Source organism: Mycobacterium sp. UM_WGJ (assembly GCF_000455125.1).
In the GTDB taxonomy this organism is placed as follows: domain Bacteria; phylum Actinomycetota; class Actinomycetes; order Mycobacteriales; family Mycobacteriaceae; genus Mycobacterium.
In genome coordinates this window covers 19587-43496 of record NZ_AUWR01000019.1, presented here as the reverse complement: position 1 = coordinate 43496, position 23910 = coordinate 19587, and the positions used below count along the sequence as shown (strand labels likewise).

Here is a 23910-nt window from a genome sequence, read left to right as displayed (position 1 = left end):
GCCGACGCCAACCGTTTTCCCGCTCATTACCGCGACACCGTGAACACCGGCCCCGCCGGCGGCGGATCGGCGAGCAGCGCAGGCAATACGAACACCCGGACATAGCGGCGGACCTGGTCGGCGTCCGGAACGGGAATGACACCGGGGATGAGGCCCAGCAGCAATCCCAGTGCGGTCGACAGCACGAACCGGGCCGCATCGCCCGAATGCAGGCCGGCCCGCAGTTGCGGGCCGGCCTGCCGGAATCCCGCTTCATAGAGCCCGGCCAGCAGCTCACCCAGCGTCGCCGACCGGGCGATCAGCGCTGCGACGTTGCCCTCATCGGTGTGCTCGGAGATCACCCGCAGCAGTGGGTCCTGGGCAACCTCGGTCGCCACGATGACCAGGGACTCCGTCACCAGGTGGCCCGCGTCATGGGGCGGTCCCAGCCGCGCGGTTATCTCGGCGATCTTGCGTGCGGCCACCCGCACCACCAATGCGTCCAGCAGTTCGTCCCGGGTGGCGAAGTGGCGGTAGATCACCGCACGGGTGTATCCGGCTTCCCGCGCTATCACCTGCATGGTCGAGGCCCGATATCCGCGCAGAGCGAAGGATCGCTCTGCGGCGTCCAACAGTAGCTCTCGGGAGTGCTCGGGCGGGTTCCCGCCGCCGCGCGGTCGCCCCCGGCCGCGAAGCGTCACGTCTCGCCCGGCCGAGTTATATGGACATTCCAAGGCATATGTCTATTATTAACCGCACTGCATCACCCCGCGTTTCCGACGGAAGGCTCGTCGTATGGCGGCAACGACTACCGGCGTTCCCGAGCAACGAGACTGGCGGGCCGTGGCCGGCTCCTGGCGCCTGCTGGCCGATCCGGGCCGCAACGGAGGATCCGCCTTCGAGTTGATCGTCGGCTTGGCGGCTCCGATTCTGGCCCGCAGTTATCACCAACTGCGCGCGCATCCCAACGGCCGGCGCCTGTTCGCCGAGAAGCCCGATCTGTTAGCGCTGCTCGGCGACGACGACTATCTGGCCTCGTTGCCGCACGGCTCGCTCGGCCACGCCTACCGCTCGTTTCTGCGCACCAATCGCTTGGACGCCGGGGTGTTCGACGTGGACACGGTGATCCGGCCGATCGCGGAGCGTCGCGGCTGGGACGACGATTTCTTCTACATGATGCGGCGCGGCACCGCCCTACACGACATGTTCCACACCCTGGGCGGCTACGGTCCGGACATGGGCGGCGAGTTCGGCAATCTGGGGTTTCACTGCGGCCAGATGGAACCGTCCGGCGCACTCAAGGCGCTGACCCTCGGGCTGCTCGGACCCCTCATCCCGGCCTCGCCAGTGCGCAAACTCCGTTACTTCCGCGAAGCGGTCCGCCGCGGCCAACGCGCCGACAACCTGATGGCAGCGCCCTATGAGGAGCTGCTGGACCAGCCGATCACCGAGGTTCGCGCGGCGTTGGGCGTGATGCCGACGCCTAGCGCCCACCCGGCCGGTCATATGTTCATCAGCTGGATGCCGCCGGGCATGAGACCGCCGACCCGCTGGGATTACGACGCGACGTTGCCGGCCGCCTGAATCCGGCCGTCGGTCAGACGGTCAAGACCATGCGGTAGCGGGCCCGCCCCTCTGCCATGGCGGCATAGGCTTCGGCGGCCTGGGCCAGCGGACGCTCCTCGACATGGGCCCGAACCCCGGACAGCACCGCGAAGGCCATGGTCTCCTCGATATCGCGGGCGGTGCCCGACGGGTGGCCGGTGACGCTGAGCCCGGGGGTGATCAGCTGTACGGGGGCGATCGGCAGTGGCTCGCCGGTGACCCCGATGATCACCAGTTCCCCGCGCGGCGCCAGCCCGCCGAGAGTGTCGGCCATCGCTCGCGAATTGGCCGCCGTGGCCAGCACCACCGACGCACCGCCCAGCGCGGCCATCGCCGCAGCGACGTCGCCGGCGGTCGAGTCGATGTAGTGGTGGGCACCGAGCGCAAGCGCGTCGGCTTCCTTGGCTGCTCCACGTGCGATCGCGATGGTCTCGAAGCCCATCGCCCGGGCGAACTGCACGCCCAGGTGCCCCAAACCACCCAGGCCGAGCACCGCGACCCGATCCCCCGGACGCGCCCGGGTAGACCGCAGCGCGTGGTAGGTGGTGACACCGGCGCAGCCCATGGGCGCGGCTTCGACGAAGGACAGCTCGTCGGGGATTCGGGCCAACGCGTTGGCCGGAACCGTCACCGATTCGGCGTAACCTCCCGGGTAGTGCCAGCTGGGCACCGAGGCGTTGACGCAGTGAATGAAATCGCCTTTGCGGCAAGGAATGCAGTGGTTGCAGTGTCCGCCGAACCAGCCGACCGCGACCCGTTCGCCGAGCTGCCAATCCGTCACGCCCGACCCCAATTCGACGATCGTGCCGGCGATCTCGTGGCCCAGGGTCAGCGGCCAGGTCATGGCGGGGAAGCCACCGCTGACGAAGGCGTGATCGGTGCCGCAGACACCGCAGGCGGCGACGGCGATACGGACCTGACCGGGCCCGGGCGCGGCGGTCTCGACATCGACAAGCGTCAGCGGCGCATCGACAGCGGCTACGTGAACAGCGCGATGTGTTGGCATGGCGGCTCCCTGGGTAGCGAGGATGACGGGCCAAGGCCAGTTCAGCCTAAGCCGCGTAGGTCAGGAAATCCGCCGAAGATCGGCATCGGCTCCGGCGACGCCGTCGGCCGCGCGAGCCGCCTCGGCCAGACGGTCACCCAGTTGCAGCGGGTAAACCTTTTGACCGCCGGCGGCCAGGGACGCGATCTCTGCGGGATCACACCAGCGGTGACCGTGCAGGTAGCGCTGCTCCAGCCCGGTCCGGCCCACCCCAGACGGCTCGAACCGCGCAGTGCGGTGGACGAAGAAGAACTCCTGGCTGTCGAGGCGCTCGCCGTTGAACTCGAACACCGCGTCGCGCCGCCAGATCGGTCCGACCAGCGCACCGGGTTCGACCCGCAGACCGGTCTCCTCGGCCAGTTCGCGGGCCGCCGCCTCGGCCAGTGACTCGTCCGGCAGCACCTGCCCGCCGACGGTGAACCACCACCGTGGCGCCGGGTTGGCCGCATCATCGGCCAGCGCCGGATCGTGACCGCACAACAACAGCACCGATCCGCCCTCGTCGAGCAGCACCACCCGCGCCGAGACGCGCGGGTCCAGCACTCCGAGACCGCCGTGGGCGACCATGCCTGCGCGCTCCACAATCTCGAAATACGTTGGCATCGGCGCCGTTCCGCCCAAGTGCAGGACCCGAACCAGCGGTCGTTCCCGCAGTGCCACCGTGTCACGGACCGCGTCATTGTGGAACCGGCGGGCCAACAGCACTCGCGCTTCGGCGTCCGCCAATTCGGCGACCATCACATGCGGCAGCGACTGGGCATCGACCATCGCCAACTCGGCCGACAGCGCGTTCTCGGCGGCCTCCCGCGCGTGGCGCGGCGCCCGCTCGGCGACATCGGCAACGGCCGCCAGTCGCCGGCCGGCCACCTGGTCCCCGTAGGCGTCGATCGCGACCGCCCGGGCCACCACCGCGCGGCGCGCCAGCGCCCCGTCCAGCGCCTGCCAGGACAGGTCACAGCGCACATGCAGCCGGTTGAGCCGGTTGGCGGTCTGGTACGCCCAGGCCACCGCGGCGGCCAGCACCGCCACCACGACCAGCACCAGCACGGTTGCCACGATGGTCAGCTCCATCAGTCGCCCACCGTCACCTTGCTGCCGACCCCGGCGACCGTCTCGTAGACCCGGATGATCTGGTCGGCGACCACCGGCCAGTCGAAGCGGCGGACCGCCTCCGCGCCGGCCGCCACATACGACGCCCGCAGCACATCATCGTCGAGCACTTCGATCAGGGCGGCGGCCAACGCCGCGGAGTCGTCAACCGGGACCAACCGACCGGCTTCTCCGTCGCCCAGCACCCGGCGAAAGGCGTCCAGGTCGCTGGCGACCACCGCGGTTCCGGCGGCCATCGCCTCGGCCAGGACGATCCCGAAGCTCTCCCCACCGGTGTTGGGAGCGCAGTACACATCGGCGCTGCGCAGGGCCGAGGCCTTCTCGGCATCGTCGACCTGACCCAAGAAACGCAGGTGGCTCGCCAATTCCCCTGCGTTGCGGCGTAAGTCGTCCTCGTCGCCTCGCCCGACGATCAACACCTGCACGTCGGCGTGTTGCTCGACCAGAGCCGGCAGCGCTCCCAGTAGTACCGACATCCCCTTGCGCGGTTCGTCGTAGCGGCCGAGAAACAGCACCGTGCGGCCCGCCCGCGGATAACCCGGCAGGGGCTGCGCCGTCGCGAACGCAGCCACGTCGACCCCGTTGGGTATCTCGACCGCATCAGAGCCCAGGGCCTCCATCTGCCAGCGCCGGGCCAGATCGGAAACCGCGATGCGGCCGATGATCTTCTCGTGCATCGGCCGCAGCAGGCCCTGCACCACACTCAATGTCAGCGATTTTGTGGTCGAGGTGTGAAACGTCGCCACGATCGGGCCCTCGGCCACGTTCAGCGCCAGCATCGACAGGCTGGGGGCGTTCGGCTCGTGCAGGTGCAGCACATCAAAGTCGCCCTTCATGAGCCACCGTTTGACCTTGCGATAGGCAGCCGGGCTGAACTGAAGTCGGGCCACCGAACCGTTGTACGGGATCGCGACGGCCTTGCCGGCAGACACCACATAGTCGGGCAGCACGACATCGGGCGACGCCGGCGCCAACACGCTGACGTGGTGTCCGCGGGCGCGCAGCACCTCCGCCAGCTGCAACACATGAGCCTGCACCCCGCCCGGCACATCGAACGAGTAGGGGCAGACCATGCCGATCCGCATCAGGTCTCCCCCAAGCGCGCCCGTCGCGATTCGGGAAGGTCGGCGATCCACTGCGGCTGCATCATGTGCCAGTCCTGCGGGTACGTCGCGATGCCCTCGGCGAACTTGTCGGCCAGCGCCTGGGTGATCAGGCCGACCTCCCCGCTGCTGCAGTCCAGCGGGGCCTGGATATCGATGCCCCAGCCCGCTCCGTCGAACCAGCAGTGCACCGGGAGCAGCGGTGCGCCGGTCTCGATCGCGAGTCTCGCCGAACCGGCCGGCATCCGCGTGACGTCGCCGAAGAAGTTGACCGCCACTCCGTTGCGGGTCAGGTCGCGGTCAGCCATAAGACACACCAGGCCGTTGCCGGAGAGTCGCTCGGCGAGAACCTCGAACGGTGGCCGGGGGCCGCCGGACAACGGCAGCACCTCGAAACCCAGGCTCTCCCGAAACGCCAGGAACCTCCGGTAGAGCGATTCGGGTTTGAGGCGCTCGGCGACAGTGGTGAATCCGCCGTGGGTCTGGGCCAGCCATACCCCGGCCATGTCCCAGTTGCCGCTGTGCGGCAACGCCAACACCGCCCCACGTCCGGCCGCCAGCGCCGCGGTGACGTGGTCGCGGCCCCGCACCGTTTCGTGCAGCTGCGCCGCCAGCGCCGCGTGGTCCATGGCGGGCAGGCGGAACGCCTCACGCCAGTAGCGCGCATAGGACGTCAGCGAGGCCCGCATCAGCTCCGCCGAGACCTCCTGCGGCGCCACCCCGACGACGCGGGCCAAGTTCTTGCGCAACTGCTCGGGTCCCCCGCCGCGCGAGGCGAACAGGGCGCCGGCGTCGAATGCGTTGCGAGCGAAGAATTCCGGCATCGCACGCACCAGCATCCAACCCGCCGCGAATCCGGCGTCGGTGGCCCAGGCATCCAGCTGGCTGAGCCCGGGAACTCGCAGGCCGCTCGGAATGAAGGTCACGGTCCCGCGGTTTCCTCACCGTCGGAACTGTCGGACATCTGCGGCAACGGCTCCACCGCGCCCGGCGAGGTCCGCACGGTGTGCAGGCGCTGGGCGCAGGTGATCAGGCTGGCCACTGCCAGCAGCCACATCGCCACCGGCAACGCCCACGGCAGCGGAAATACCGGCAGGCCGGACAATCCGGCGCCCACCAGCACGATGATCAGCCGTTCGGGCCGCTCGATGTAGCCGCCGTCACCGCGCAGTCCGCTGGCCTCCGCGCGGGCCTTGATGTAGGAGATCACCTGCGAGGTGACCAGGCAGATCAAAGTGGCCACCACCAGTGGCGGGTTGTCCAGACCGAACGCCGCCCACCAGGCCAGCCCGCAGAACACCGCGCCGTCACTGATCCGGTCGCAGGTGGCGTCCAGGACCGCACCGAACGCGCTGCCGCCGCCGCTTTGCCGAGCCATCGCTCCGTCGACCATGTCGAAATGCACGAAGAACCAGACGATCAGGGTGCCGGCGAACAGCTGACCGGTCGGGAACAGTGTCAGCGCCGCCAACACCGCGCCGGCGGTGCCCACCATCGTGACGATGTCGGCGGTGAGTCCGGCTCGCAGCAGGACCCGCGCCACCGGCGTGGTGATGCCGGCGAACGTTGCCCGCGACAGAAACGGCAGCCTGCTCATTACTGCTTGGCCCACTCGTCGGCGAGCAATCGGCGGGTGTCGCGCAGCAGTTGCGGGATCACCTTGGAGCCGCCGACGATCGTGATGAAGTTCGCGTCACCGCCCCAGCGCGGCACCACATGCACGTGCAGGTGCTCGGCCAGTGACCCGCCGGCCGACTCGCCGAGGTTCATCCCGACATTGAATCCGTGCGGACGTGACACGGCCTTGATGACGCGGATCGCCTTCTGGATGAACGCCATCAGCTCGCTGCCCTCGTCATCGGTGAGGTCTTCGAACTCCGAGAACCGCCGGTAGGGCACCACCATCAGATGGCCCGGGTTGTACGGATAGAGATTGAGCACCGCATAGACGTGATCACCGCGCGCCACCACCAGCCCGTCCTCATCGGAGAGCGTGGGGATGTCGGTGAACGGTTGGGTGGATCGCGCCGACCCGGAGTCCGCACGCTTCAGCGGCGCCTCGGCCAGATAGTTCATCCGGTAGGGCGTCCACAGTCGCTCCAGTCGGTCGGGATCACCGGCGCCGGTGTCGACGATCGCCTCCTCGCCGGTCTGCTCGCCGCTCACTTCGCCTCACTCGCCTCGGAGCCCGCCTCGAGGCCCACCTTGACCGTCTCCGCGGTCGGCACGGTGTTGGCGCGTGCGGCGATCCAGCCGACGATGGCCGCCACCGCCTCATCGCGCGGCACCCCGTTGATCTGCGTGCGGTCGGCGAACCGGAAGCTGACCGCGCCCGCCTCGACATCGCGGTCGCCGGCCAGCAGCATGAACGGCACCTTCTGGTTGGTGTGGTTGACGATCTTCTTCGGCATCCGGTCGTCGCTGGCGTCGACCTCGACCCGCACCCCGTGGCGACGCAGTTGCCCGGCGAGGTCGTCCAGGTAGGCCACGTGCTGGTCGGCGACCGGGATGCCGACCACCTGGACCGGCGCCAGCCAGGCCGGGAAGGCGCCGGCGTAGTGCTCGGTCAGCACACCGAAGAAGCGCTCGATCGAACCGAACAGCGCCCGGTGGATGAGCACGGGCCGCTGCCGGGTCCCGTCGGAGGCGGTGTACTCCAGCTCGAAGCGGTCGGGCATGTTGAAGTCGAGCTGGATGGTCGACATCTGCCAGCTGCGCCCGAGCGCATCTTTGACCTGCACCGAGATCTTCGGTCCGTAGAAGGCGGCACCGCCCGGGTCCGGTACCAGGGTCAGTCCGGACGCCTCGGCGACCTCACGCAGGGTGTCGGTCGCCTCCTCCCACACCTCGTCGGAGCCGACATATTTCTCCGGGTCCTTGGTGGACAGCTCCAGGAAGTAGTCGTCCAGGCCGTAGTCGGCGAGCAGGTCCAACACGAAGCGCAGCAACGAGGTCAGCTCGTCACGCATGCTTTCGCGGGTGCAGTAGATGTGCGCGTCGTCCTGAGTCATCCCGCGCACCCGGGTCAGCCCGTGCACCACGCCGGAACGCTCGTAGCGGTAGACGCTGCCGAACTCGAAGAGCCGCAACGGAAGTTCCCGGTAGGAGCGTCCCCGCGACCGGAAGATCAGGTGGTGCATCGGGCAGTTCATCGGCTTGAGGTAGTAGTCCTGGCCCGGCTTGCGCAGCGTGCCGTCCTCGGCGAACTCCGCGTCGATGTGCATCGCCGGGTACATGCCCTCGCGGTACCACTCCAGGTGTCCGGAGGTCTCGTAGAGTTCGGACTTGGTGATGTGCGGGGTGTTGACGAACTGGTAACCGGCCTCGATGTGCTTGCGCCGCGAGTATTCCTCCAGCTCCCGACGGATGATTCCGCCCTTGGGGTGGAAAACCGGTAGCCCCGAACCGATTTCGTCGGGAAAGCTGAACAGGTCCAGCTCGACCCCGAGTTTGCGGTGATCGCGGCGCAGCGCCTCCTCGATCAGTTCGAGATGACTGTCCAGTGCCTCCTGCGATTCCCATGCGGTGCCGTAGACGCGCTGCAGGCTGGCGTTGTTCTGGTCACCGCGCCAATAGGCGGCCGAGGATCGGGTGAGCTTGAAAGCCGGGATGAACCGGGTGGTCGGGATGTGCGGGCCGCGGCACAGATCACCCCAAACCCGTTCCCGGGTGCGGGGATTCAAGTTGTCGTAGGCGGTGAGTTCGTCGCCGCCGACTTCCATGATGTCGCTGTCACCAGACTTGTCGTCGACCAGCTCGAGCTTGTAGGGCTCGCCGGCCAATTCAGCGCGTGCGGCATCCTTGGATTCGTAGACGCGCCGAGAGAACAGCTGCCCGTCCTTGATGATGGCGCGCATCCGCTTCTCCAGCTTGGCCAGATCCTCGGGGGTGAACGCCTCGGGTACGTCGAAGTCGTAGTAGAAGCCGTCGGTGATCGGCGGGCCGATGCCGAGTTTGGCGGCCGGAAACAGGTCCTGCACCGCCTGGGCCAGCACGTGGGCGCACGAGTGCCGGATCACGCTGCGGCCGTCGTCGGTGTCGGCGGCCACCGGGGTCACCTCGGCGTCGACCTCGGGAGTCCAGCTCAGGTCGCGCAGTCGGCCCTCGGCGTCGCGCACCACCACAACGGCGTTCGGGGCTCCCCGGTCGGGCAGGCCCGCTGCGCGCACCGCCGCGGCCGCGGTGGTCCCGGCAGCCACCCGGATCGGGCTTGCCGGGGCGGGGATGGCGGGCGCGGTCATGACGTGGTCTCCAAGGGGGTAGCTAGGGGCTAGAAACGTCCGCGACCATGCTATCGGGGCGCTGGTGGCCAGCCGTTCGCGAGTACGCCGGGTTCATGGTTGGCCGGGTTTGAGCACCACGAACAACGCCTCGCCGTCGGTCAGCACGGTGTCGCCGTCGCAGAGTCTGGTCTCGACGAAGATCTTGCGTCCCTCCGTCCGGCTGATCCACGCTTCGACCTGCAACTCCTTGTCGATCGGGACGATCTGGCGGTAGTTGAGGTGCAGGTAGGCGGTGCGTTGATAGGGCCCACCGGTCAGCAGCCAGGACGCGGTTCCCAGCACCGAGTCGAACAGCAACCCGATGGCCCCGCCGTGCGCCGCGCCGTTGCGCCCCAGGTGGAATCGCCGGAACCGGGCCCAGCCGCGCAACCGCCCGTCGTCGCCCTTCTTGAGCTTCATCGGCACTGCCAGCAGGTTGCCGCGCATCGGCAGGTCCAGCCGTCGCCCGGACGGTGAGGACCATTCATCGGTGTCGAACGGCGCCAGCAGCGCGCACACCTCTGCCAGTGCGTCGGCGGCGCGGCTGATCACCTCGGCGGGGGCGTCGGCGGCACGGGCGTGGTCCTGCAGGGCGCGCACGTTCTCCAAGAACCGGCCGTAGTCCGGCCCGCCCTTTTCGGTCGGTTCGGGCGGGTTGAAGCCGCCGCCGGCATGTGGGGCACTCACTCCCCTATTTAACGTTCCGGCAATTGGGGTGCCGGCGGCGCTCCCGCGATGGCAAGGTTGGGCCGTGGACTTGAGCACGCTGCGCGGGTTGCCGCTCACCTACGCCGAAGTGGGCGCTACCGCCGCAACGCTGCCCGACGGGTATCACCACCTCGACCTGAGCGCACCGATCGGCAAGGGTCGCCGGCGTTTCGAGGAGGCCGGCGATGCGGTGCTGCGCTGGGGCATGTTGCGCGGCGCTGGGCTGGGGGTTCGGGTGCACGCCGACAGCGACATCGCCGCGGTGGACGCGGTGGCGCGCGTACGTCTGGGCGTGCTGAGCGCGCCGTGCCGGGTGGTCTACGTCGTCAACGAGCTCAACCGGCGCGGTTTCGCCTACGGCACGCTGGCCGGGCATCCCGAATCCGGTGAGGAACTGTTCTCGGTGCGCTACGACCCGGCCGACGAGACGGTGTACGCGCAGGTGCGGGCGTTCTCCCGGCCCGCCACCTGGTGGACCAGGGCAGCCGGTCCGATCGGGCGGCTGGCGCAGCGCACCATCGCCAAGCGCTATCTGCGGGCGGTGTGACGCTGCCGCGGGTCAGCTCCAGCGCGCCAGCAGGCGCTGCGCCCCGGTGCACAGCTCGTTGAGGACCGTTGCCGCCGGGCGGCTGTCGGTGAGCATGCCCACGCCCTGACCGGCATCGACCGGGGCGATGCGCTGATCGTCGGCGGCAATCCCGGCGGCCAGTTCCGCGCCCGCCTCCCGGTCGCCGGCCAGATCGTCCTCGCGGCCGATCCAGCGGCCGGTGAAGTCATTGCGCAGCACCCGCGACGGAAACCGTGCCGGCCAGTCCAGGCGCTGCCCGACGTCGAAGACGCGGGTGGTGATCGTGTCGGTGCCGGCGGCCGAGATCAGTGTGCGGCGGGCAGCCTCGCCGGTCAGGGCCTCGGGGCACGCCGAGAAGACCGTGCCCAGCCACGCCCCGGCCGCACCGGCGGCCAACACGGCGGCCAGGCTGCGCGGCCCGGAGATGCCGCCCGCGGCCAGCACCGGAACCTCGACGCTGTCCAGGACGGTGTCGAGCAGTGGCAAGGTGGCCAGCCGGATCTCGCCGTGGCCGCCGCCCTCGGCGCCGCGCGCCACCAGCACGTCCAGCCCGGCGTCTTCGGCACGTCGGGCGGTGTCGGTGTCATAGACCTGGGTGGCAGCCAGAATCCCGGCCGCGTGGGCGCGCCGCACCCACGACAGGTCAGCTCCGAAGCTGACCGACAGTAACGCCGGGCCGGCAGCCAGCGCGGCATCCAGCAGGTCCGGCTGATCGCGGATCACCCAGTCCACCAAGCCGATCCCGAACCGCGGTGCGGCCCCGAGCGCGGCCAACTCGGTGGCCAGCGAGGCCGCCGTGGCGGTACTGCCCATTCCGATCATTCCCAGCCCGCCCGCGGCGGTGACGGCGGCGGCCAGCCGCCCACCGGCCACCCCACCCATCGGGGCGTTGAGGATGGGCACCCGCAGACCGGCCCCCTGCGACCAGGGTGTGCTCAGCGGCACGCTCAGTGCGAGGCGCTCTTGGCGACGGTCAGCAGCACCACGGCGTCTTCCAGCGACTCCAGGGCGTGGCGGGTGCGCGGCAGCGTGACGAGGTCGCCGGCCGCCCCCTCCCAGCTGTCGTCACCGGCGGTCAAGCGCACCCGGCCGCGCAGCACCTGCAGGGTCGACTCTCCCGGGCTGTCATGCTCGGCCAGCGACTGGCCGGCCTGCAGTGCGACCAAGGTCTGGCGCAGGTGATGCACCGATCCGCCGTAGACGGTGTGGGCCGCCCGGCCGCTGTGATGTTGGGTGGCCTCGGCGAGCTTCTCGTCGGCCAACACATTCAGCGAGGTCGATTCCATCGGGTTCTCCTTCACACTCGGTGGGACGGTTCAGCGGGACAGCAGCAGGACGCCCAGCGGCACCAGCGCGGCGACCTTGACCAGCTCGAATGCGACGTAGGCGTAGTGCGCCCGCGAGCGGGGCGCCTCCAGCCCGGACAGCACCTGATCAGCGCGTCGACCTAATGCCGGGCGCACCGCGACCACCTGCGCCAGCAGCATCCCCAGGGCAACCGCGTAGGTCACCACGACGCCCATGGTCGGCCGCTCGATCGCGAAGGTGACCGCGATAACGGCGGCCAGCAGGAATTCGGCGGAGTTGAGGGCCCGAAAGACCAACCGGCCGATGCCGAGACAGATCGGGATGGTCGCGTTGGGCGCCCGAAACTTCAGCGGCGCCTCCATGAACGAAATCGCGGTCACCATCCCCAGCCAGATGAATGTCGCAGCGATCGCGACCGAGGCGCCGGCACTCACCCGGTGGGCCCTTCCGCACGTACCGCGGTGGGGGGCGAGAGATCGACCGGGCTTCCGTTGCGGGTGGCCGACTTCAGGTGCGCCACGCACAGATCGGGTTTGGCGAACGGATCGAGTCGGTCGACGGTCACCGGCGAGTCCCAGGCCTCCAGGGCTCCCTGCATCAGCCCGAGATGGATCGGGCAGACCACTTGAGTGGAGGTTTCAGCGAGCTCCAGAAACGGGCAGTGTCGCAGACCGAGTTGCTCGTCTCCCGGGTCATTGGATTCCAGGCGTTCGGGTTCGAAGCCCAGCTCGTCGAGCATCTCGAGCAGGTGGTCGGTGGATTCTTCGGCGTCGACGGGACCGGATGGCTGGTGCAGCGGCCGCAGCCGATGCCCCCACGCCCGGCCGGCAGCCAGTGCTTTGCCGCTGGGGTCGGCGTCGGCGGCCAGCCCGATGGTGAGGATCTCGGCGAGCAGCCGGAACCGGCGGGTTCCGCCCCGGTCCATCTGGCGGATGGCCTGGAACATCAGCGCGGGGCGTCCGCGTCCTTTGTGATCGGGCTCGGTGTGCTCGACGCGACCTTCTTCAACCAGGGTGTCCAGGTGAAAACGCACCGTGTTGGGGTGCACCCCCAGCTCGTCGGCGATCTGGGCGATGCTCAGCGGTTCGTCGGCGGCCTGTACCAGCCGCAGAACGTCGAGGCGACGTCCTCCAGGTGGTACAGGCGGCTTGGCGATGTCGCTCACTCCCCCTGGGGTGGGTAACTGGCCACCAGCGGGGTGTCGATGCCCAGCGGGCCGATCTTGGCGGCGCCGCCGGGCGAGCCGAGCGCCTCATCGCGCCCGGGCAGCGCCTCGGTGAAGAACTCCGCGTTGTCGGCCAGGTGCGGCTGGAGCTCGTCCGGGAGGTCATCTTCGTAGTAGATGGCCTCGACCGGGCACACCGGCTCGCAGGCTCCGCAGTCCACACACTCGTCCGGGTGGATGTAAAGGGCTCGTCCGCCTTCGTAGATGCAGTCAACCGGGCACTCCTCCACGCAGGCCCGGTCCATCACGTCAACGCACGGCTTCCCGATCACATATGCCATGGGCAGAGAGTTTACACAAGGGATTTTGTAGAAACTAGAAAGGCAGACCTAAATCTCGGGAGGCCGAATGCGGGGTCTCGGCACTCCCCCGCGGCGGCCACCCGACTGACCCGAGAACGCTTGTGCTCGTTGCGGATTCACTCAGAACAGCAGTCCACTGCGGGGCGGTTTCACGGACGTGCCAGTGGGAGGCCGCAGTGTCGCGGCGTGGGGCCGTCGAGTAGAAACGAATGATGACTGACGCCCCGCGTTACCGTGCCTCCGCCGACTTCCCCAGCCTTCGGTTGGAGCCCGGCGACAACGGCGTGCTGGAGCTGGTGCTGGACGCGCCGGGATTGAACTCGGTGGGCCCGCAGATGCACCGTGATCTCGCCGACGTGTGGCCGGCTCTCGACCGCGATGACGACGTGCGGGCGGTGCTGGTGCGAGGTGAGGGCAGGGCCTTCTCTGCCGGCGGCAGCTTCGAGCTGATCGAAAAGATCGTCGGTGATCACGCCGGACGGATGCAGGTGCTGCGCGAGGCCCGCGATCTGGTGCTGAACATGGTCAACTTCTCCAAGCCGGTGATCTCGGCGATCAATGGCCCGGCCGTCGGCGCAGGACTGGTGGTGGCACTCCTCGCGGACATCTCGGTGGCGGGGCGCACCGCCCGACTGATCGACGGCCACACCAAGCTCGGGGTGGCCGCGGGGGATCACGCGGCGATCTGCTGGCCGCTGCTGGTAGGCATGGCCAAGGCCAAGTACTACCTGCTGACCTGCGAAACGCTGCACGGCGAGGAGGCCGAGCGAATCGGACTGGTCTCCAAGTGCGTCGACGACGACGAGGTGCTGGCCACCGCGACCCGCATCGCCGACGACCTGGCGCACGGCGCCCAAGACGCGATCCGCTTCACCAAGCACAGCCTCAACTACTGGTATCGGCAGTTCGCGCCGGCCTTCGAGACCGCGTTGGGGCTGGAGTTCCTCGGTTTCTCCGGTCCCGACGTGCACGAGGGGTTGGCCGCCATCCGGGAGAAGCGCAAGCCGCAGTTCGGCTGAGCCGGCGGCCGCTCAGACCCGTTGCGCGCCGAGCGCCTGTTCCTTGGCCCAGCGGTAGTCGGCCTTGCCCGACGGTGAACGCTGCAGCTGGGCGCAGAACACCACGTCCTTGGGCAGCTTGTAACGCGCGATGTAGTTGGCGGCCTCGGTGACGATGTCCTGCGCCCCGGCGTCGGCGCCCGGCGCCAGCTGAACCACCGCGACCACCTCGTTGCCCCACCGCTCGCTGGGCCGGCCCACCACCACAACGTCGTAGACCGCGGGATGATGCGCGATCGCGGCTTCGACCTCCTCGGCGAAGATCTTCTCGCCGCCGGAGTTGATCGTCACCGAGTCTCGGCCCAGCAGCTCGATGCCACCGTCGGCGTCCCAGCGGGCCCGGTCGCCGGGGACCGAATGCCGGATCCCCTCGATGACCGGGAAGGTGCGCGCGGACTTCTCCGGGTCGCCGAGATAACCCAGCGGCACATATCCCTGCTGTGCCAGCCAGCCGATCTCGTCGTCGCCGGGCCGCAGAATGCGGGCCATGTCCTCGCTGACCACGACCGCGCCCGGGTTCGGGGTGAAGCGGCCGGTGGAGGCCTGAGCCCGGCTGGTGGTCTGCCCCATCTGCGCCCCGGTCTCCGAGGAGCCGCCGGCGTCGAGGATCGACAGCTGCGGCAGCAGATCCAAGAGGCGTTGCTTGATCGGCACGGTGAGCGGCGCTCCGCCGCTGGCCAGCACCAACAGTCCCGACAGATCGTCCGCCAGCGCGGCGCCTCCGGCTTCCAGTGCGTCGGCGAGCGGGCGCGCGAAGGCATCGCCGACGATCGAGAGCGATATGACCCGCTCTTTGGCCGCCAGTTCCCAGGCCCCGACCGGGTCGAACCGGTCGGTGGTCGCCGACATCACGAAGGGCCGCCCGCCCAGCAGGGTGATGAAGGCGGCCCACTGGGCTGCGCCGTGCATCAACGGCGCCACCGTCATCGAGCCGGCGGCCGCTGCCGTTCGGGCGCGTTCGACGATCTCTTCCACGGTGGTGGGCACGGCGCCGGTGCCGAACTGACGGCCGCCCATGGCGCCAACGAAGATGTCGTGCTGACGCCACAACACGCCTTTGGGCATGCCGGTGGTGCCACCGGTGTAAAGCAGGTATAGATCGTCCGGGGACAGCGCCAGGCCCAACGGTTCGGCGGAGGTGGTGGCCAGCAGCTCCTCGTAGCGCACCGCACCGGGCAGCGGCGCATTCCCCGAGGCGTCATCGACGTGGATCAGCGGCATCGCGGGCAGCAGGTCACCGGCCTGCTGCAGCGCTTCGGCCAAGGTGGGGGCGTACCGGGCGTGGTACATGATCGCCTCGGTGGAGGCGTTGGCCAGCAGGTAGACCAATTCGTCCGCGACGTAGCGGTAGTTGACGTTGAACGGCGCGACCCGGGCGTTGTAGGCACCGAGCATGCCTTCCAGATATTCGTTGCCGTTGGCCAGGTACAGCGCGAGGTGACTCTGACCGGATTCATCGGGGGCCAGCTCGGACCGCTCGCGGCGTGCGCCCAAGCCGCGCTCATGCAGCGCCCGCGCCAACCGGCGGGATCGGTCCTCGATCAGCTGATAGCTGAATCGCCGGTCGCCGAAGACGATGCAGTCCCGATCGCCGATGGCCGCCGCAACTGCTGAGAACACTTGGGCGAGGTTGAATTCCACTACCCCTCCTCGATCGATCGCAACGCCTGGGCAACGCTACTAGGTGACACATCTCCGGGCCGCCGACGGTCGTGACGGGCTTTCCTGGGCAACGTCAGGCATGCTTGGCCGCATGTCGGTGGATGTCCTTCTGTACTCGATCCCGCCCGTCTTGATCTATCTGCTCGTCGGCGCGGTCATCGGGGTAGAGAGCCTGGGCGTCCCGTTGCCGGGCGAACTCATGCTGGTCGGCGCCGCGCTGTTGTCATCGCGGCACGAGTTGGGGGTCGATCCGGTCGGTGTCGCGGTGGCGGCGGTGATCGGTGCGGTGATCGGTGACTCAATCGGCTATTCGATCGGCCGGCGATTCGGTATGCCGCTCTTCGACCGCCTGGGCCGTCGATTTCCGAATCACTTCGGCCCCGGCCATGTCGCCTTCGCCGAACGGTCCTTCGGCCGTTGGGGCGCCAGCGCGGTGTTCTTCGGTCGATTCGTGGCACTGCTGCGTATCCTGGCCGGCCCGCTGGCCGGGGCTCTGAAGATGCACTACCCGCACTTTCTGATAGCGAACGTGACCGGCGCGATTTTCTGGGCCGGCGGGACTACCGCCCTGGTGTATTACGCCGGCGTCGCAGCCGAACACTGGCTGTCCCGGTTCTCCTGGGTGGCGCTGCTGATCGCGCTGCTCGCCGGGCTGATCGCTGCCCTCGCACTGAAGGGCCGCGTCGGTGCCCAGATCGCGGAGCTAGATGCCCAACATCGAGCCCAGCGGGACCCCGTCACCGAATAGCCAGCGAATTGGTGGGCGAATAAGGGTTGTCCCCGCACCCAAGCGAGAGCATGGTGGAAGGGACCGGCGGCGCCGCCGGGGCGTCGCCCGATCACCCGGAGGCCCTTATGTTCGCGCGCGCAACCACCATTCACGCCCATCCGTCCTTCCTTGATGAGGGGATCACCCACGTCCGCGGCGTAGTGATGCCGACCCTGGCCGACATGGACGGCTGTGCGGGGATGTCAATGCTGGTCGACCGCGACGCCGGCCGGTGCATCGTCACCTCGTCCTGGCTGGATGAGGACACCTTGCGAGCAAGCGAGGCCGGCGCTCAGCAGATGTGCGACCGTGCCGCGGAGATCTTCCACGCCACTGCCGAGATCACCCGCTGGGAGATCGCCGCGGTGCGCCGTGATCACCGGTCTCGGCGGCACGCGGGTGTGCGCGTCACCTGGCTGCGGACCGACCCGGCGGGCTGCGAGCGGATGATCGACACCTACAAGCTGGCGCTGATCCCTGAGTTGGAGGATCTGCACGGTTTCTGCAGCACCACCTTGCTGGTGGATCGGCACTCGGGACGCGCGGTGTCGTCGGTCAGCTTCGACGACCGAGCGGCGCTGGTGGCCAGTCGCGCCAGCGAGCAGGCGATCTGGGCCCGCGCCGTCAATGACGCGGGTGCCGAGGTGCTCGAAGTCGCGGAATTCGATCTGGCGATAGCCCATCTCAACGTGCCCGAGATGGCCTGAGCTCCCGGCGGAGTTTGCTCTGGCCTAGCCGGGGCTGAAATTGCCGTGAAACCCCTGCGGGATGTGGTGGGTCAGCTGGGCGGTGGCAACGGGGCCGCGGTCGAGATCGCGCGCGTCGAAGATCACCAATCGTGACCTGTGCTGCGCGGCATGGTATTCCACGGTGAGCAGCCAACCGTCGTCCTCCGCGGTGGCGTTGGGCCGCGGGGTGAAGACGGGCTCGCAGAAGCTGTCGCCGGTCCCCTGGGCGGTGTAGGTGGTTTCGGTGCGCTCGATCAAGTCGAGCTTGGTGATCGAGTCGTAGAACGAGCCCAGTCGCCTGCGGCTGCTGACATAGGCGTATCGGTGCGGCCGTCCCTCGTAGCCGCCGTGGTGGCGGGGAAACTCGCAAGGCGTGTCACTCAACGGTTCACGGGTGACACGACCCGATGCGGTGATGCGGAATCGGGTGAACTCCGACCGGGCATCCACCAGGGTGCTGGTGTGAAATCGTGCGATGCGCTCCAGCAGCCGGCCGTCGGCGTAGGTGATCGAGTCGACGACCACATCGCTGCCGTCGTCGTAGGCATTGCTCAGATGGAACTGGAGCACGGGGTCGCACCCGACCTGGCGGATGTCACCGCCGTCGCGCGGGACCAGGATGAACGCGCTGCCACGCTCGGGTCGATAGTGCATGGCGTCGCCGAGCGGCTTGAGCCCTAAGGCGATCGGCACCGCGTCGGGAATGATCGGCGACACCAGGAACACCAGGTAGCGCTCCGTGAGCGCGAAATCGTGCACCATGGCGACGTAAGGCAGCCCCGCCGAGCGAAAGTGCGTCAGGCGTCCACGCACATCGGTGCGGTAGATGCGCAGGTGCGGCCGCGGGATGAATTCGACCCCGAAGTTGAACATCTCCCCGCTGCGAGGGCAGAAGCTCGGGTGCGCCGAGTAGGAACCCATCCATCGCAGCCGCCCGCCGAATCGGCGAACGCCCCGCGTCTCCAAGGTGACGGGGTCGATCTCGTGTGGCGGACCGCCCTCCCACAGTGCATAAAGGTGGCCGGCATGCTCAACAATGTTGGTGTTGGCCAGATTTGGCGGGATCCTGCCGATGTTGGTCCGCCAGCCGCCGGCCGCGGCGGTGCCCAAGTGTCGGGTTCCCGTTTTGCCGAGGTAGTGGCGCGTGCGGACGTAGCGATTGCGGTAGTGCACGTTCCCGTCGCCGATGGTGAACGCCGAGACCATGCCGTCGCCGTCGAAGAGGTGATGCAGCGGCCGCCCGGTGTGGTCCTCCCACCGTCCGGGGCCATTGCGATAGAGCGTCCCAGCTAAGTCGGCGGGCAGCGATCCCTCGATCTCGGTGACGCGGTAGTCGTACTCGACGGGTTGCGGTTCACTGACTCCGAGGCTGCAGTGGTCGGCGTCGGCGAGGCCGGCGAGCCGTGCTGCCGCACAGTGCCGCTCGCCGGTCGTCAACGTCGCCAGATATCGCTCCAGGCCCGGGTGCGCGGCGGAGGCTGCATTCGGCGTCGGACTGTAGGACGTCACGGGAACTCCTCACCTAGCGGCGCTCGCCAACGAACCAAACTGAAGACGCAGCTGCAGATTAGTCTCAGTTTGAGCGCCGGAGCATCGACACCGTCGTTGACACGGTCTGGCTTGCCACAGAACGAGAAAAGCCACCTGTCACCAGGTGGCTTTCTTGTGGTCCCGGCTGGGATCGAACCAGCGACCTTCCGCGTGTGAGGCGGACGCTCTCCCCCTGAGCTACGAGACCGGATGAACGAGGACGAACACTAGCACGCCGAACCCGCTAAGCATCAATGCGCAGGCCGCCTTTCGGGCGACTCGCCGCTCTGACATGCAAAGTTGTGTTGTCTCACATCAGTCGGCTAATGTTCTGCATCGCACCGGGCGACGATCTCGCCCGAGGCACGCGGATGTAGCGCAGTTGGTAGCGCATCACCTTGCCAAGGTGAGGGTCGCGGGTTCGAATCCCGTCATCCGCTCGAGGGTGTCAAGTGGCATCAACCCCTTGCGGTGGAGTGGCCGAGTGGTGAGGCAACGGCCTGCAAAGCCGTGCACACGGGTTCGATTCCCGTCTCCACCTCCGTCCCAAGGCTCTAAGCGCGGTTAGCTCAGCGGGAGAGCGCTTCCCTGACACGGAAGAGGTCGCTGGTTCAATCCCAGTACCGCGCACCAGACTCAACACTGTGAAGACCCCTGCCGCCACCGCGTGACGACAGGGGTTTTTCCGTTTCGAACAACTAGGCCTTGTTCGCCTTTGAGCGCCATGCCGACGAGCGCGGTCACGATGGTGCCCAACACGCTGCCACCGACCAGCCCCCCGAGGCCGCAACCGAGCAGACTCCCAATCCCGCCCGGACGCGGACCTTTGCCGAGGTGTCGATTCTGTTGCTCCCGTGCGGGCCGCCGGTAGCACCTGCGAGCAGCGATTCGACCATCGCCCGGTCCATCGCGGACGTTGCGCGGCTTTGTTAGCTGCATCCACAGACCGGATCACGCTGCACAAAGTCGCATTAGCGGAGATCGAGCGGAATCCCGGGCCGGGACGAAGCCACCGGCTGGTAAGCACCACAATCGTTAGCAATGCACGAAGCGGGAATTGCGAAACGTGGCCCCATGAATCGACCCATCGTCGCCCTGTCGGTATTGGCCCTGGCCGCCGCCATGTCAGCGGCGTGTTCGAGCCACACCGACTCGACGAGTGCGCCACCCGCGGCCGGCACCCTCAGCGGATCGAGCCCGGCCACCCCGAAACCTGCGGGGCACACCGGCGACACTCTGTCCCTGACCCGAGTCGATGGCAGCACCGTCACCGTCACCTTGGACAAGGTGTTCGACCCCGCGACCATCACGCCCGGCCCCGGCGACCCGGGCATCAGTTACATCGCAACGCAGTTCACGATCGCCAACCCGGGAACCGCAACCATGAACGGCGACGTCAACACCAACGTCTGGGCGTTCGGTTCCGACGGGCAGCGCTACGCGCCGAATCTCAAAGATGTCGGCGAGTGCACGAACTTCGACGCCGGCATGTTCCACATCGCCCCCGGCGAGTCCGCGACCGGCTGCGTGGTGTTCGCCTTGCCTGCGGGTGTCAGCCCGGCGAAAGTCAGGTATGCCCCGTCATCCGGGTTCGCCGACGGCTTCGGGGAATGGCTGTTGCCCTCCCCCAGCCGTGCCGTCCCGTCCCCGGTCGTCAACTAACCGTTGACGATTCTCTAGCGTCAACCTAACGTTGACGGCATGGCCGATCCGACGCCGCTCGTGCCCTCCGTCCGCCTCGACGACCTGATCAACGCCATCACCGGCGTGCACGACGACGCCCTGAAGCGGTTGACCGATGCCGTACTGGCCGCCGAGCACCTCGGCGAAGTCGCCGACCATCTGATCGGGCACTTCGTCGACCAGGCGCGCCGATCAGGGGCTTCGTGGACCGATATCGGAAAGTGCATGGGCGTCACCAAGCAGGCGGCGCAGCAGAAGTTCGTCCCGCGTCCCGAGGTCGCCACGCTCGATCCCGAACAGGGCTTCGCCCGCTTCACCCCGCGGGCGCGCAGTGCTGTGGTTGCGGCCCAGAACGCCGCCCACCGAGCACGCAACACCGAGATCACCCCCGATCATCTGGTCTTGGGACTCCTGCACGATCCCGGCGCGCTGGCCACCGCATTGCTCACCGCGCAGCAGATCGACCCGCAATCCCTTGCCGCCGCCGTCACCCTTGAGCCCGGCGACACCGAACCGCCCGCACTGATCCCGTTCAACGGCCCGGCCCGCAAGGCACTGGAGCTGACCTTCCGCACCGCACTGCGCCTCGGTCACAACTACATCGGGACCGAACACCTGCTGCTGGCGCTGCTGGAAGCCGAGGATGGCACCGGCCCCTTACACCGTGCCGGCGTCGACCGGGGCCGGGCCGAAGCCGATCTGGCTCGAGCACTGGAGGCGATCACCGTGAACCCGGCCTCCCCCGGTCCTGAAACCGCGAACTGACCCGTCAAACCCCAAGGCCGCTGCACCCGCGATCTCGATGTGCCATCATGCCCAGATGCACCGCTGGATTCTGGCCCTGGTCACTTCCGTCGTCACCGCGTTGACTGCCCTGATAGCGCCGGCCGCCGGGTACGCCACGCCGACCACCACCCCGGAAGCGCCGATCGGTCGCCTCGGCGACACCCTGCGCATCTCCTACCACGATGAGGCATTCGGCCCGATCGTCGCCGACGTCACGGTGCATGACGTGGTGCCCAGCGAGATCCCCCCGGGCTGGGGCGCGAACGGCTCGCCGCGCTGGCGCAACCAGGGCGGGCCGTGGCGGGCGAACGTGACCGTGCACCCGATCTCGGTACCCAACCCCTACATCATGGCGGCCTCAGTCACCTTCGACGGTGTCACGCCCGGCGGCGACGCATACGTGGCCAAGCACACCGATGACCCGACCACCCTGGACGCGGTGCTTACCAACGCTCCCGCGGGCTCCACCGTCGACGGTGGCGTGTACTGGGACGTCTACCGCGGCTTGGTCACCCACGTGGTGATGCTGTCGCGCAATACCGGCCTGCGCCTGGCGCAGTGGAATCTGTGAGTCCAGCGTCGCCTCTCCTACGTCGAGGCTCGCTAACCCCCGCTGCTGAGCGCAAGCAGCCGGGAGGTGGCCCGCAGGTACTTCTTGCGATAACCGCCCGCCAGCATCTCGGCGCTGAAGATCTGGTCGAGTTTGGCCCCGGACGCCACCACCGGAATGCCCGCGTCGTACAGACGGTCGGTGAGAGCGACCAACCGCAGTGCCACATTCTGATCGTCAATGGGGTGCGCACCGGTGAGAAACACCGCGGTGACCCCCTCGATCAGAGTCAGGTAGCGCGACGGATGCATGGTGGCCAGGTGGACACACAGCCCGTCGAAGTCGTCCAGTGTCGCCCCGGGGCTCGCCGCTGCGCGCTGCGTGACCTGTTCCGCTGAGGGCGGTTCGGGCGCCGGCGGCAGATCCCGGTGCCGATAGTCCGGACCGTCCACGCGTACCGGGGTGAAAATACTTGCCAGCGCACTGATCTCGCGTAAAAAGTCCTGCACCGCGAAACGACCTTCGCCGAGCTGCTCAGGCAACGTATTCGAGGTCGCGGCAATCGAGACCCCGCGCGCCACCAGCTCCGACAACAACCGGGACACCAGGGTGGTGTTGCCCGGATCGTCGAGTTCGAACTCGTCGATGCACACCACGGTATAGCCGCCGAGCAACTCGATGCACTCGGTGAAACCGAACACCCCGGCCAACTGGGTCAGCTCCATAAACGTCGCAAATGCCGTGCCAGGCGCCTGCCCAGCGCCATCCCCGGCGCCGGTGATCGTGTGATAGATCGAGGCCAGCAGGTGCGTCTTGCCGACACCGAAACCGCCGTCGAGGTAGATACCCACGCCCGGCAACACCTCACGCTTGCCCAGCAGCTTGCGCCGTCCGGCGCGCCGGGTCACGGCCTGCGCGCAGAACGCGGTGCACGCGGTCACCGCGGCCGCCTGGCTGGGTTGCGCCGGGTCTGGCCGGTAGCTGGCGAAGCTGGCACCCGCGAACGTCGGCGGCGGCTTGAGCTGCGCGATCAACCGTTCTGGGGATACCGCCGGATGCCGGTCCACCAGATGGTCTATCGACTCGGCGGCTGGATTGGGCACGCACGAACTGTAGTCACATGGTGCAATCGAGGCCATGTCCGACCTCACCGCAGACCCCGGATTCACCCTGCTGGGCTCCACGGCGCCCGTCGACGACGCCGAACTGGGCCGGCTGTACGCCTATCCCGAAACCGACGCGCCACGCGTGTGGCTGCGCGCCAATTTCATCGGCAGCATCGACGGCGGCGCAACGGTGGCCGGCACCTCCGGCGGGCTGGCCGGAGCCGGTGATCGATCCCTGTTCATGCTGCTGCGGGCGCTGGCCGACATCGTGCTGGTCGGCGCGGGCACGGTCCGAGTCGAGAACTACGGCGGAGCGCGGCTCGGTGTTGCCCAACGCCAGGGCCGCCGTGACCGCGGACAGTCCGAGCTACCCCGGCTGGCGATCGTCACCCAGTCCGGGCAACTGGACCGAGACCTGCGGGTGTTCAACGACACTGAGCTGGCACCGCTGGTGTTGACCTGTTCCGCGGTCGCCGACGACACCCGGCGGCGGTTGGCCGGCTACGCCGAAGTACTGGACTGTTCGGGCGATGACCCCGGACGGGTCGATGAAGCCGTAGTGCTGGCCGAGCTGGCGCAGCGCGAGCAGTTCCGGGTCCTCACCGAAGGCGGCCCGACCCTGCTGGGATCGTTCATCGAGCGAGAGCTGCTCGACGAGCTGTGCCTGACCATGGCCCCCTATCTGGTCGGTGGCCTGGCCCGCCGGATCGCCACCGGCCCGGGTGAGCTGACGACGCCGATGCGATGTGCGCATCTGCTCTCCGACGAATCCGGCTACCTCTACGGCCGCTACGTCAAAAGCGCGCGCCTATAAGGTGAACGG

At 68.3% G+C, this 23910-nt stretch carries 26 protein-coding genes and 4 tRNA genes; 12 read left to right on the top strand and 18 right to left on the bottom strand.

All coding sequences use genetic code 11. From position 1 onward, the window contains the following. Window positions 1-26: 26 nt before the first annotated feature. Complete coding sequence (locus N416_RS0108090) at window positions 27-713, bottom strand: TetR/AcrR family transcriptional regulator (protein ID WP_155943336.1); 687 nt, start codon at window positions 711-713, stop codon at window positions 27-29. Between the two features lie 61 nt (window positions 714-774). Here N416_RS0108090 and N416_RS0108085 point away from each other — a divergent pair, with 61 nt between their 5' ends. Continuing rightward, a complete protein-coding gene (locus N416_RS0108085) occupies window positions 775-1563 on the top strand; it encodes a Coq4 family protein (protein WP_024441608.1) in 789 nt (262 codons plus the stop codon). A 13-nt stretch (window positions 1564-1576) separates the two neighbouring features. On the opposite strand, the gene N416_RS0108080 is transcribed toward N416_RS0108085, so the two are convergent. The 8 genes from N416_RS0108080 to N416_RS0108045 form a co-directional block, all read right to left on the bottom strand. After that, window positions 1577-2590, bottom strand: a complete 1014-nt coding sequence (locus N416_RS0108080) for an alcohol dehydrogenase catalytic domain-containing protein (RefSeq protein WP_024441607.1) — start codon at window positions 2588-2590, stop codon at window positions 1577-1579. A gap of 60 nt (window positions 2591-2650) precedes the next feature. Then, window positions 2651-3700: an NUDIX hydrolase gene (locus N416_RS0108075; RefSeq protein ID WP_024441606.1), complete on the bottom strand. Its 1050-nt coding sequence runs from the start codon at window positions 3698-3700 to the stop codon at window positions 2651-2653. Continuing rightward, window positions 3700-4824 carry a glycosyltransferase family 4 protein gene (locus N416_RS0108070; RefSeq protein WP_024441605.1) on the bottom strand — a complete coding sequence of 375 codons (1125 nt, stop codon included), beginning with the start codon at window positions 4822-4824 and terminating at the stop codon, window positions 3700-3702. The genes N416_RS0108075 and N416_RS0108070 overlap by 1 nt, the downstream gene beginning before the upstream one ends. Then, a complete protein-coding gene (locus N416_RS0108065; protein ID WP_024441604.1) occupies window positions 4824-5768 on the bottom strand; it encodes a phosphatidylinositol mannoside acyltransferase in 945 nt (314 codons plus the stop codon). The genes N416_RS0108070 and N416_RS0108065 overlap by 1 nt, the downstream gene beginning before the upstream one ends. Further along, window positions 5765-6439, bottom strand: a complete 675-nt coding sequence (pgsA, locus tag N416_RS0108060; RefSeq protein WP_024441603.1) for a phosphatidylinositol phosphate synthase — start codon at window positions 6437-6439, stop codon at window positions 5765-5767. The genes N416_RS0108065 and pgsA overlap by 4 nt, the downstream gene beginning before the upstream one ends. Next, window positions 6439-7008 (bottom strand): HIT domain-containing protein, encoded by a 570-nt coding sequence (locus tag N416_RS0108055; protein ID WP_024441602.1) that lies wholly within the window; start codon window positions 7006-7008, stop codon window positions 6439-6441. Before N416_RS0108055 ends, pgsA begins: the two co-directional genes overlap by 1 nt. Further along, on the bottom strand, window positions 7005-9083 hold the full coding sequence (gene thrS, locus N416_RS0108050) for a threonine--tRNA ligase (RefSeq protein ID WP_024441601.1): 2079 nt from the start codon (window positions 9081-9083) through the stop codon (window positions 7005-7007). The genes N416_RS0108055 and thrS overlap by 4 nt, the downstream gene beginning before the upstream one ends. 93 nt (window positions 9084-9176) lie before the next feature. Then, complete coding sequence (locus tag N416_RS0108045) at window positions 9177-9791, bottom strand: PaaI family thioesterase (protein ID WP_024441600.1); 615 nt, start codon at window positions 9789-9791, stop codon at window positions 9177-9179. 64 nt (window positions 9792-9855) lie between these two features. On the opposite strand from N416_RS0108045, the gene N416_RS0108040 reads away from it, so the two are divergent. After that, on the top strand, window positions 9856-10359 hold the full coding sequence (locus N416_RS0108040) for a DUF1990 domain-containing protein (RefSeq protein ID WP_024441599.1): 504 nt from the start codon (window positions 9856-9858) through the stop codon (window positions 10357-10359). A gap of 12 nt (window positions 10360-10371) precedes the next feature. On the opposite strand, the gene N416_RS0108035 is transcribed toward N416_RS0108040, so the two are convergent. From N416_RS0108035 to fdxA, 5 genes are all read right to left on the bottom strand, one after another. Continuing rightward, window positions 10372-11262: a nitronate monooxygenase family protein gene (locus N416_RS0108035; protein ID WP_196805117.1), complete on the bottom strand. Its 891-nt coding sequence runs from the start codon at window positions 11260-11262 to the stop codon at window positions 10372-10374. Window positions 11263-11327: 65 nt separating this feature from the next. Further along, window positions 11328-11666, bottom strand: a complete 339-nt coding sequence (locus tag N416_RS0108030; protein ID WP_024441597.1) for a cupin domain-containing protein — start codon at window positions 11664-11666, stop codon at window positions 11328-11330. A 30-nt stretch (window positions 11667-11696) separates the two neighbouring features. Next, on the bottom strand, window positions 11697-12122 hold the full coding sequence (locus tag N416_RS0108025) for a hypothetical protein (protein ID WP_024441596.1): 426 nt from the start codon (window positions 12120-12122) through the stop codon (window positions 11697-11699). Further along, complete coding sequence (locus N416_RS0108020; RefSeq protein ID WP_024441595.1) at window positions 12119-12853, bottom strand: metalloregulator ArsR/SmtB family transcription factor; 735 nt, start codon at window positions 12851-12853, stop codon at window positions 12119-12121. Before N416_RS0108020 ends, N416_RS0108025 begins: the two co-directional genes overlap by 4 nt. Further along, window positions 12850-13194 (bottom strand): ferredoxin, encoded by a 345-nt coding sequence (gene fdxA, locus N416_RS0108015; RefSeq protein WP_024441594.1) that lies wholly within the window; start codon window positions 13192-13194, stop codon window positions 12850-12852. Before fdxA ends, N416_RS0108020 begins: the two co-directional genes overlap by 4 nt. Before the next feature lie 233 nt (window positions 13195-13427). Here fdxA and N416_RS0108010 point away from each other — a divergent pair, with 233 nt between their 5' ends. Further along, window positions 13428-14234 (top strand): enoyl-CoA hydratase/isomerase family protein, encoded by an 807-nt coding sequence (locus N416_RS0108010; RefSeq protein WP_024441593.1) that lies wholly within the window; start codon window positions 13428-13430, stop codon window positions 14232-14234. Window positions 14235-14246: 12 nt separating this feature from the next. Here N416_RS0108010 and N416_RS0108005 read toward each other — a convergent pair whose 3' ends face one another. After that, a complete protein-coding gene (locus N416_RS0108005) occupies window positions 14247-15914 on the bottom strand; it encodes an acyl-CoA synthetase (protein WP_024441592.1) in 1668 nt (555 codons plus the stop codon). Between the two features lie 112 nt (window positions 15915-16026). Between N416_RS0108005 and N416_RS0108000 the strand changes: the two genes are divergently transcribed. Both N416_RS0108000 and N416_RS0107995 read left to right on the top strand, forming a co-directional pair. After that, entirely contained in the window at window positions 16027-16683 is a 657-nt protein-coding gene (locus tag N416_RS0108000; protein WP_024441591.1) for a DedA family protein, read from the top strand. Window positions 16684-16790: 107 nt separating this feature from the next. Further along, entirely contained in the window at window positions 16791-17411 is a 621-nt protein-coding gene (locus N416_RS0107995; protein ID WP_024441590.1) for an antibiotic biosynthesis monooxygenase, read from the top strand. 24 nt (window positions 17412-17435) lie between these two features. Here the strand turns inward: N416_RS0107995 and N416_RS0107990 are convergent, their stop codons facing one another. After that, window positions 17436-18941: a carotenoid oxygenase family protein gene (locus tag N416_RS0107990; protein WP_024441589.1), complete on the bottom strand. Its 1506-nt coding sequence runs from the start codon at window positions 18939-18941 to the stop codon at window positions 17436-17438. Between the two features lie 157 nt (window positions 18942-19098). Then, a tRNA-Val gene (locus N416_RS0107985) sits at window positions 19099-19170 on the bottom strand. Window positions 19171-19329: 159 nt separating this feature from the next. On the opposite strand from N416_RS0107985, the gene N416_RS0107980 reads away from it, so the two are divergent. From N416_RS0107980 to N416_RS0107955, 6 genes are all read left to right on the top strand, one after another. Beyond that, a tRNA-Gly gene (locus N416_RS0107980) sits at window positions 19330-19402 on the top strand. Window positions 19403-19432: 30 nt separating this feature from the next. Further along, window positions 19433-19503: transfer RNA gene (locus N416_RS0107975), tRNA-Cys, on the top strand. A 17-nt stretch (window positions 19504-19520) separates the two neighbouring features. Continuing rightward, window positions 19521-19595, top strand: a tRNA-Val gene (locus N416_RS0107970). A 441-nt stretch (window positions 19596-20036) separates the two neighbouring features. Continuing rightward, window positions 20037-20624: a hypothetical protein gene (locus N416_RS0107965; protein WP_024441588.1), complete on the top strand. Its 588-nt coding sequence runs from the start codon at window positions 20037-20039 to the stop codon at window positions 20622-20624. Window positions 20625-20663: 39 nt separating this feature from the next. After that, window positions 20664-21410, top strand: coding sequence for a Clp protease N-terminal domain-containing protein (locus N416_RS0107960; RefSeq protein ID WP_024441587.1), 747 nt, complete (start codon window positions 20664-20666; stop codon window positions 21408-21410). 55 nt (window positions 21411-21465) lie between these two features. Next, window positions 21466-22002, top strand: coding sequence for a hypothetical protein (locus N416_RS0107955; protein ID WP_024441586.1), 537 nt, complete (start codon window positions 21466-21468; stop codon window positions 22000-22002). A 32-nt stretch (window positions 22003-22034) separates the two neighbouring features. On the opposite strand, the gene zapE is transcribed toward N416_RS0107955, so the two are convergent. Next, window positions 22035-23120, bottom strand: a complete 1086-nt coding sequence (zapE, locus tag N416_RS21440) for a cell division protein ZapE (RefSeq protein ID WP_046300303.1) — start codon at window positions 23118-23120, stop codon at window positions 22035-22037. Between zapE and N416_RS0107945 the strand changes: the two genes are divergently transcribed. Next, the gene (locus tag N416_RS0107945; protein ID WP_024441585.1) at window positions 23119-23901 is read left to right on the top strand and encodes a pyrimidine reductase family protein; all 783 of its coding nucleotides are present in this window, start codon (window positions 23119-23121) and stop codon (window positions 23899-23901) included. The two genes, zapE and N416_RS0107945, sit on opposite strands and share 2 nt — an antisense overlap. Window positions 23902-23910 lie beyond the last annotated feature (9 nt).

Excerpts from the sequence above, each read along its gene's own strand:
- N416_RS0108085 (WP_024441608.1), top strand. The coding sequence starts at position 775 with ATGGCGGCAACGACTACCGGCGTTCCCGAGCAACGAGACTGGCGGGCC.
- N416_RS0108080 (WP_024441607.1), bottom strand. The coding sequence starts at position 2,590 with ATGCCAACACATCGCGCTGTTCACGTAGCCGCTGTCGATGCGCCGCTG.
- N416_RS0108075 (WP_024441606.1), bottom strand. The coding sequence starts at position 3,700 with ATGGAGCTGACCATCGTGGCAACCGTGCTGGTGCTGGTCGTGGTGGCG.
- N416_RS0108070 (WP_024441605.1), bottom strand. The coding sequence starts at position 4,824 with ATGCGGATCGGCATGGTCTGCCCCTACTCGTTCGATGTGCCGGGCGGG.
- pgsA (WP_024441603.1), bottom strand. The coding sequence starts at position 6,439 with ATGAGCAGGCTGCCGTTTCTGTCGCGGGCAACGTTCGCCGGCATCACC.
- thrS (WP_024441601.1), bottom strand. The coding sequence starts at position 9,083 with ATGACCGCGCCCGCCATCCCCGCCCCGGCAAGCCCGATCCGGGTGGCT.
- N416_RS0108035 (WP_196805117.1), bottom strand. The coding sequence starts at position 11,262 with ATGGGTGGGGTGGCCGGTGGGCGGCTGGCCGCCGCCGTCACCGCCGCG.
- N416_RS0108030 (WP_024441597.1), bottom strand. The coding sequence starts at position 11,666 with ATGGAATCGACCTCGCTGAATGTGTTGGCCGACGAGAAGCTCGCCGAG.
- fdxA (WP_024441594.1), bottom strand. The coding sequence starts at position 13,194 with ATGGCATATGTGATCGGGAAGCCGTGCGTTGACGTGATGGACCGGGCC.
- N416_RS0108010 (WP_024441593.1), top strand. The coding sequence starts at position 13,428 with ATGACTGACGCCCCGCGTTACCGTGCCTCCGCCGACTTCCCCAGCCTT.
- N416_RS0108000 (WP_024441591.1), top strand. The coding sequence starts at position 16,027 with ATGTCGGTGGATGTCCTTCTGTACTCGATCCCGCCCGTCTTGATCTAT.
- N416_RS0107995 (WP_024441590.1), top strand. The coding sequence starts at position 16,791 with ATGTTCGCGCGCGCAACCACCATTCACGCCCATCCGTCCTTCCTTGAT.
- N416_RS0107965 (WP_024441588.1), top strand. The coding sequence starts at position 20,037 with ATGAATCGACCCATCGTCGCCCTGTCGGTATTGGCCCTGGCCGCCGCC.
- N416_RS0107960 (WP_024441587.1), top strand. The coding sequence starts at position 20,664 with ATGGCCGATCCGACGCCGCTCGTGCCCTCCGTCCGCCTCGACGACCTG.
- N416_RS0107955 (WP_024441586.1), top strand. The coding sequence starts at position 21,466 with ATGCACCGCTGGATTCTGGCCCTGGTCACTTCCGTCGTCACCGCGTTG.
- N416_RS0107945 (WP_024441585.1), top strand. The coding sequence starts at position 23,119 with ATGTCCGACCTCACCGCAGACCCCGGATTCACCCTGCTGGGCTCCACG.
- zapE (WP_046300303.1), bottom strand. The coding sequence starts at position 23,120 with ATGGCCTCGATTGCACCATGTGACTACAGTTCGTGCGTGCCCAATCCA.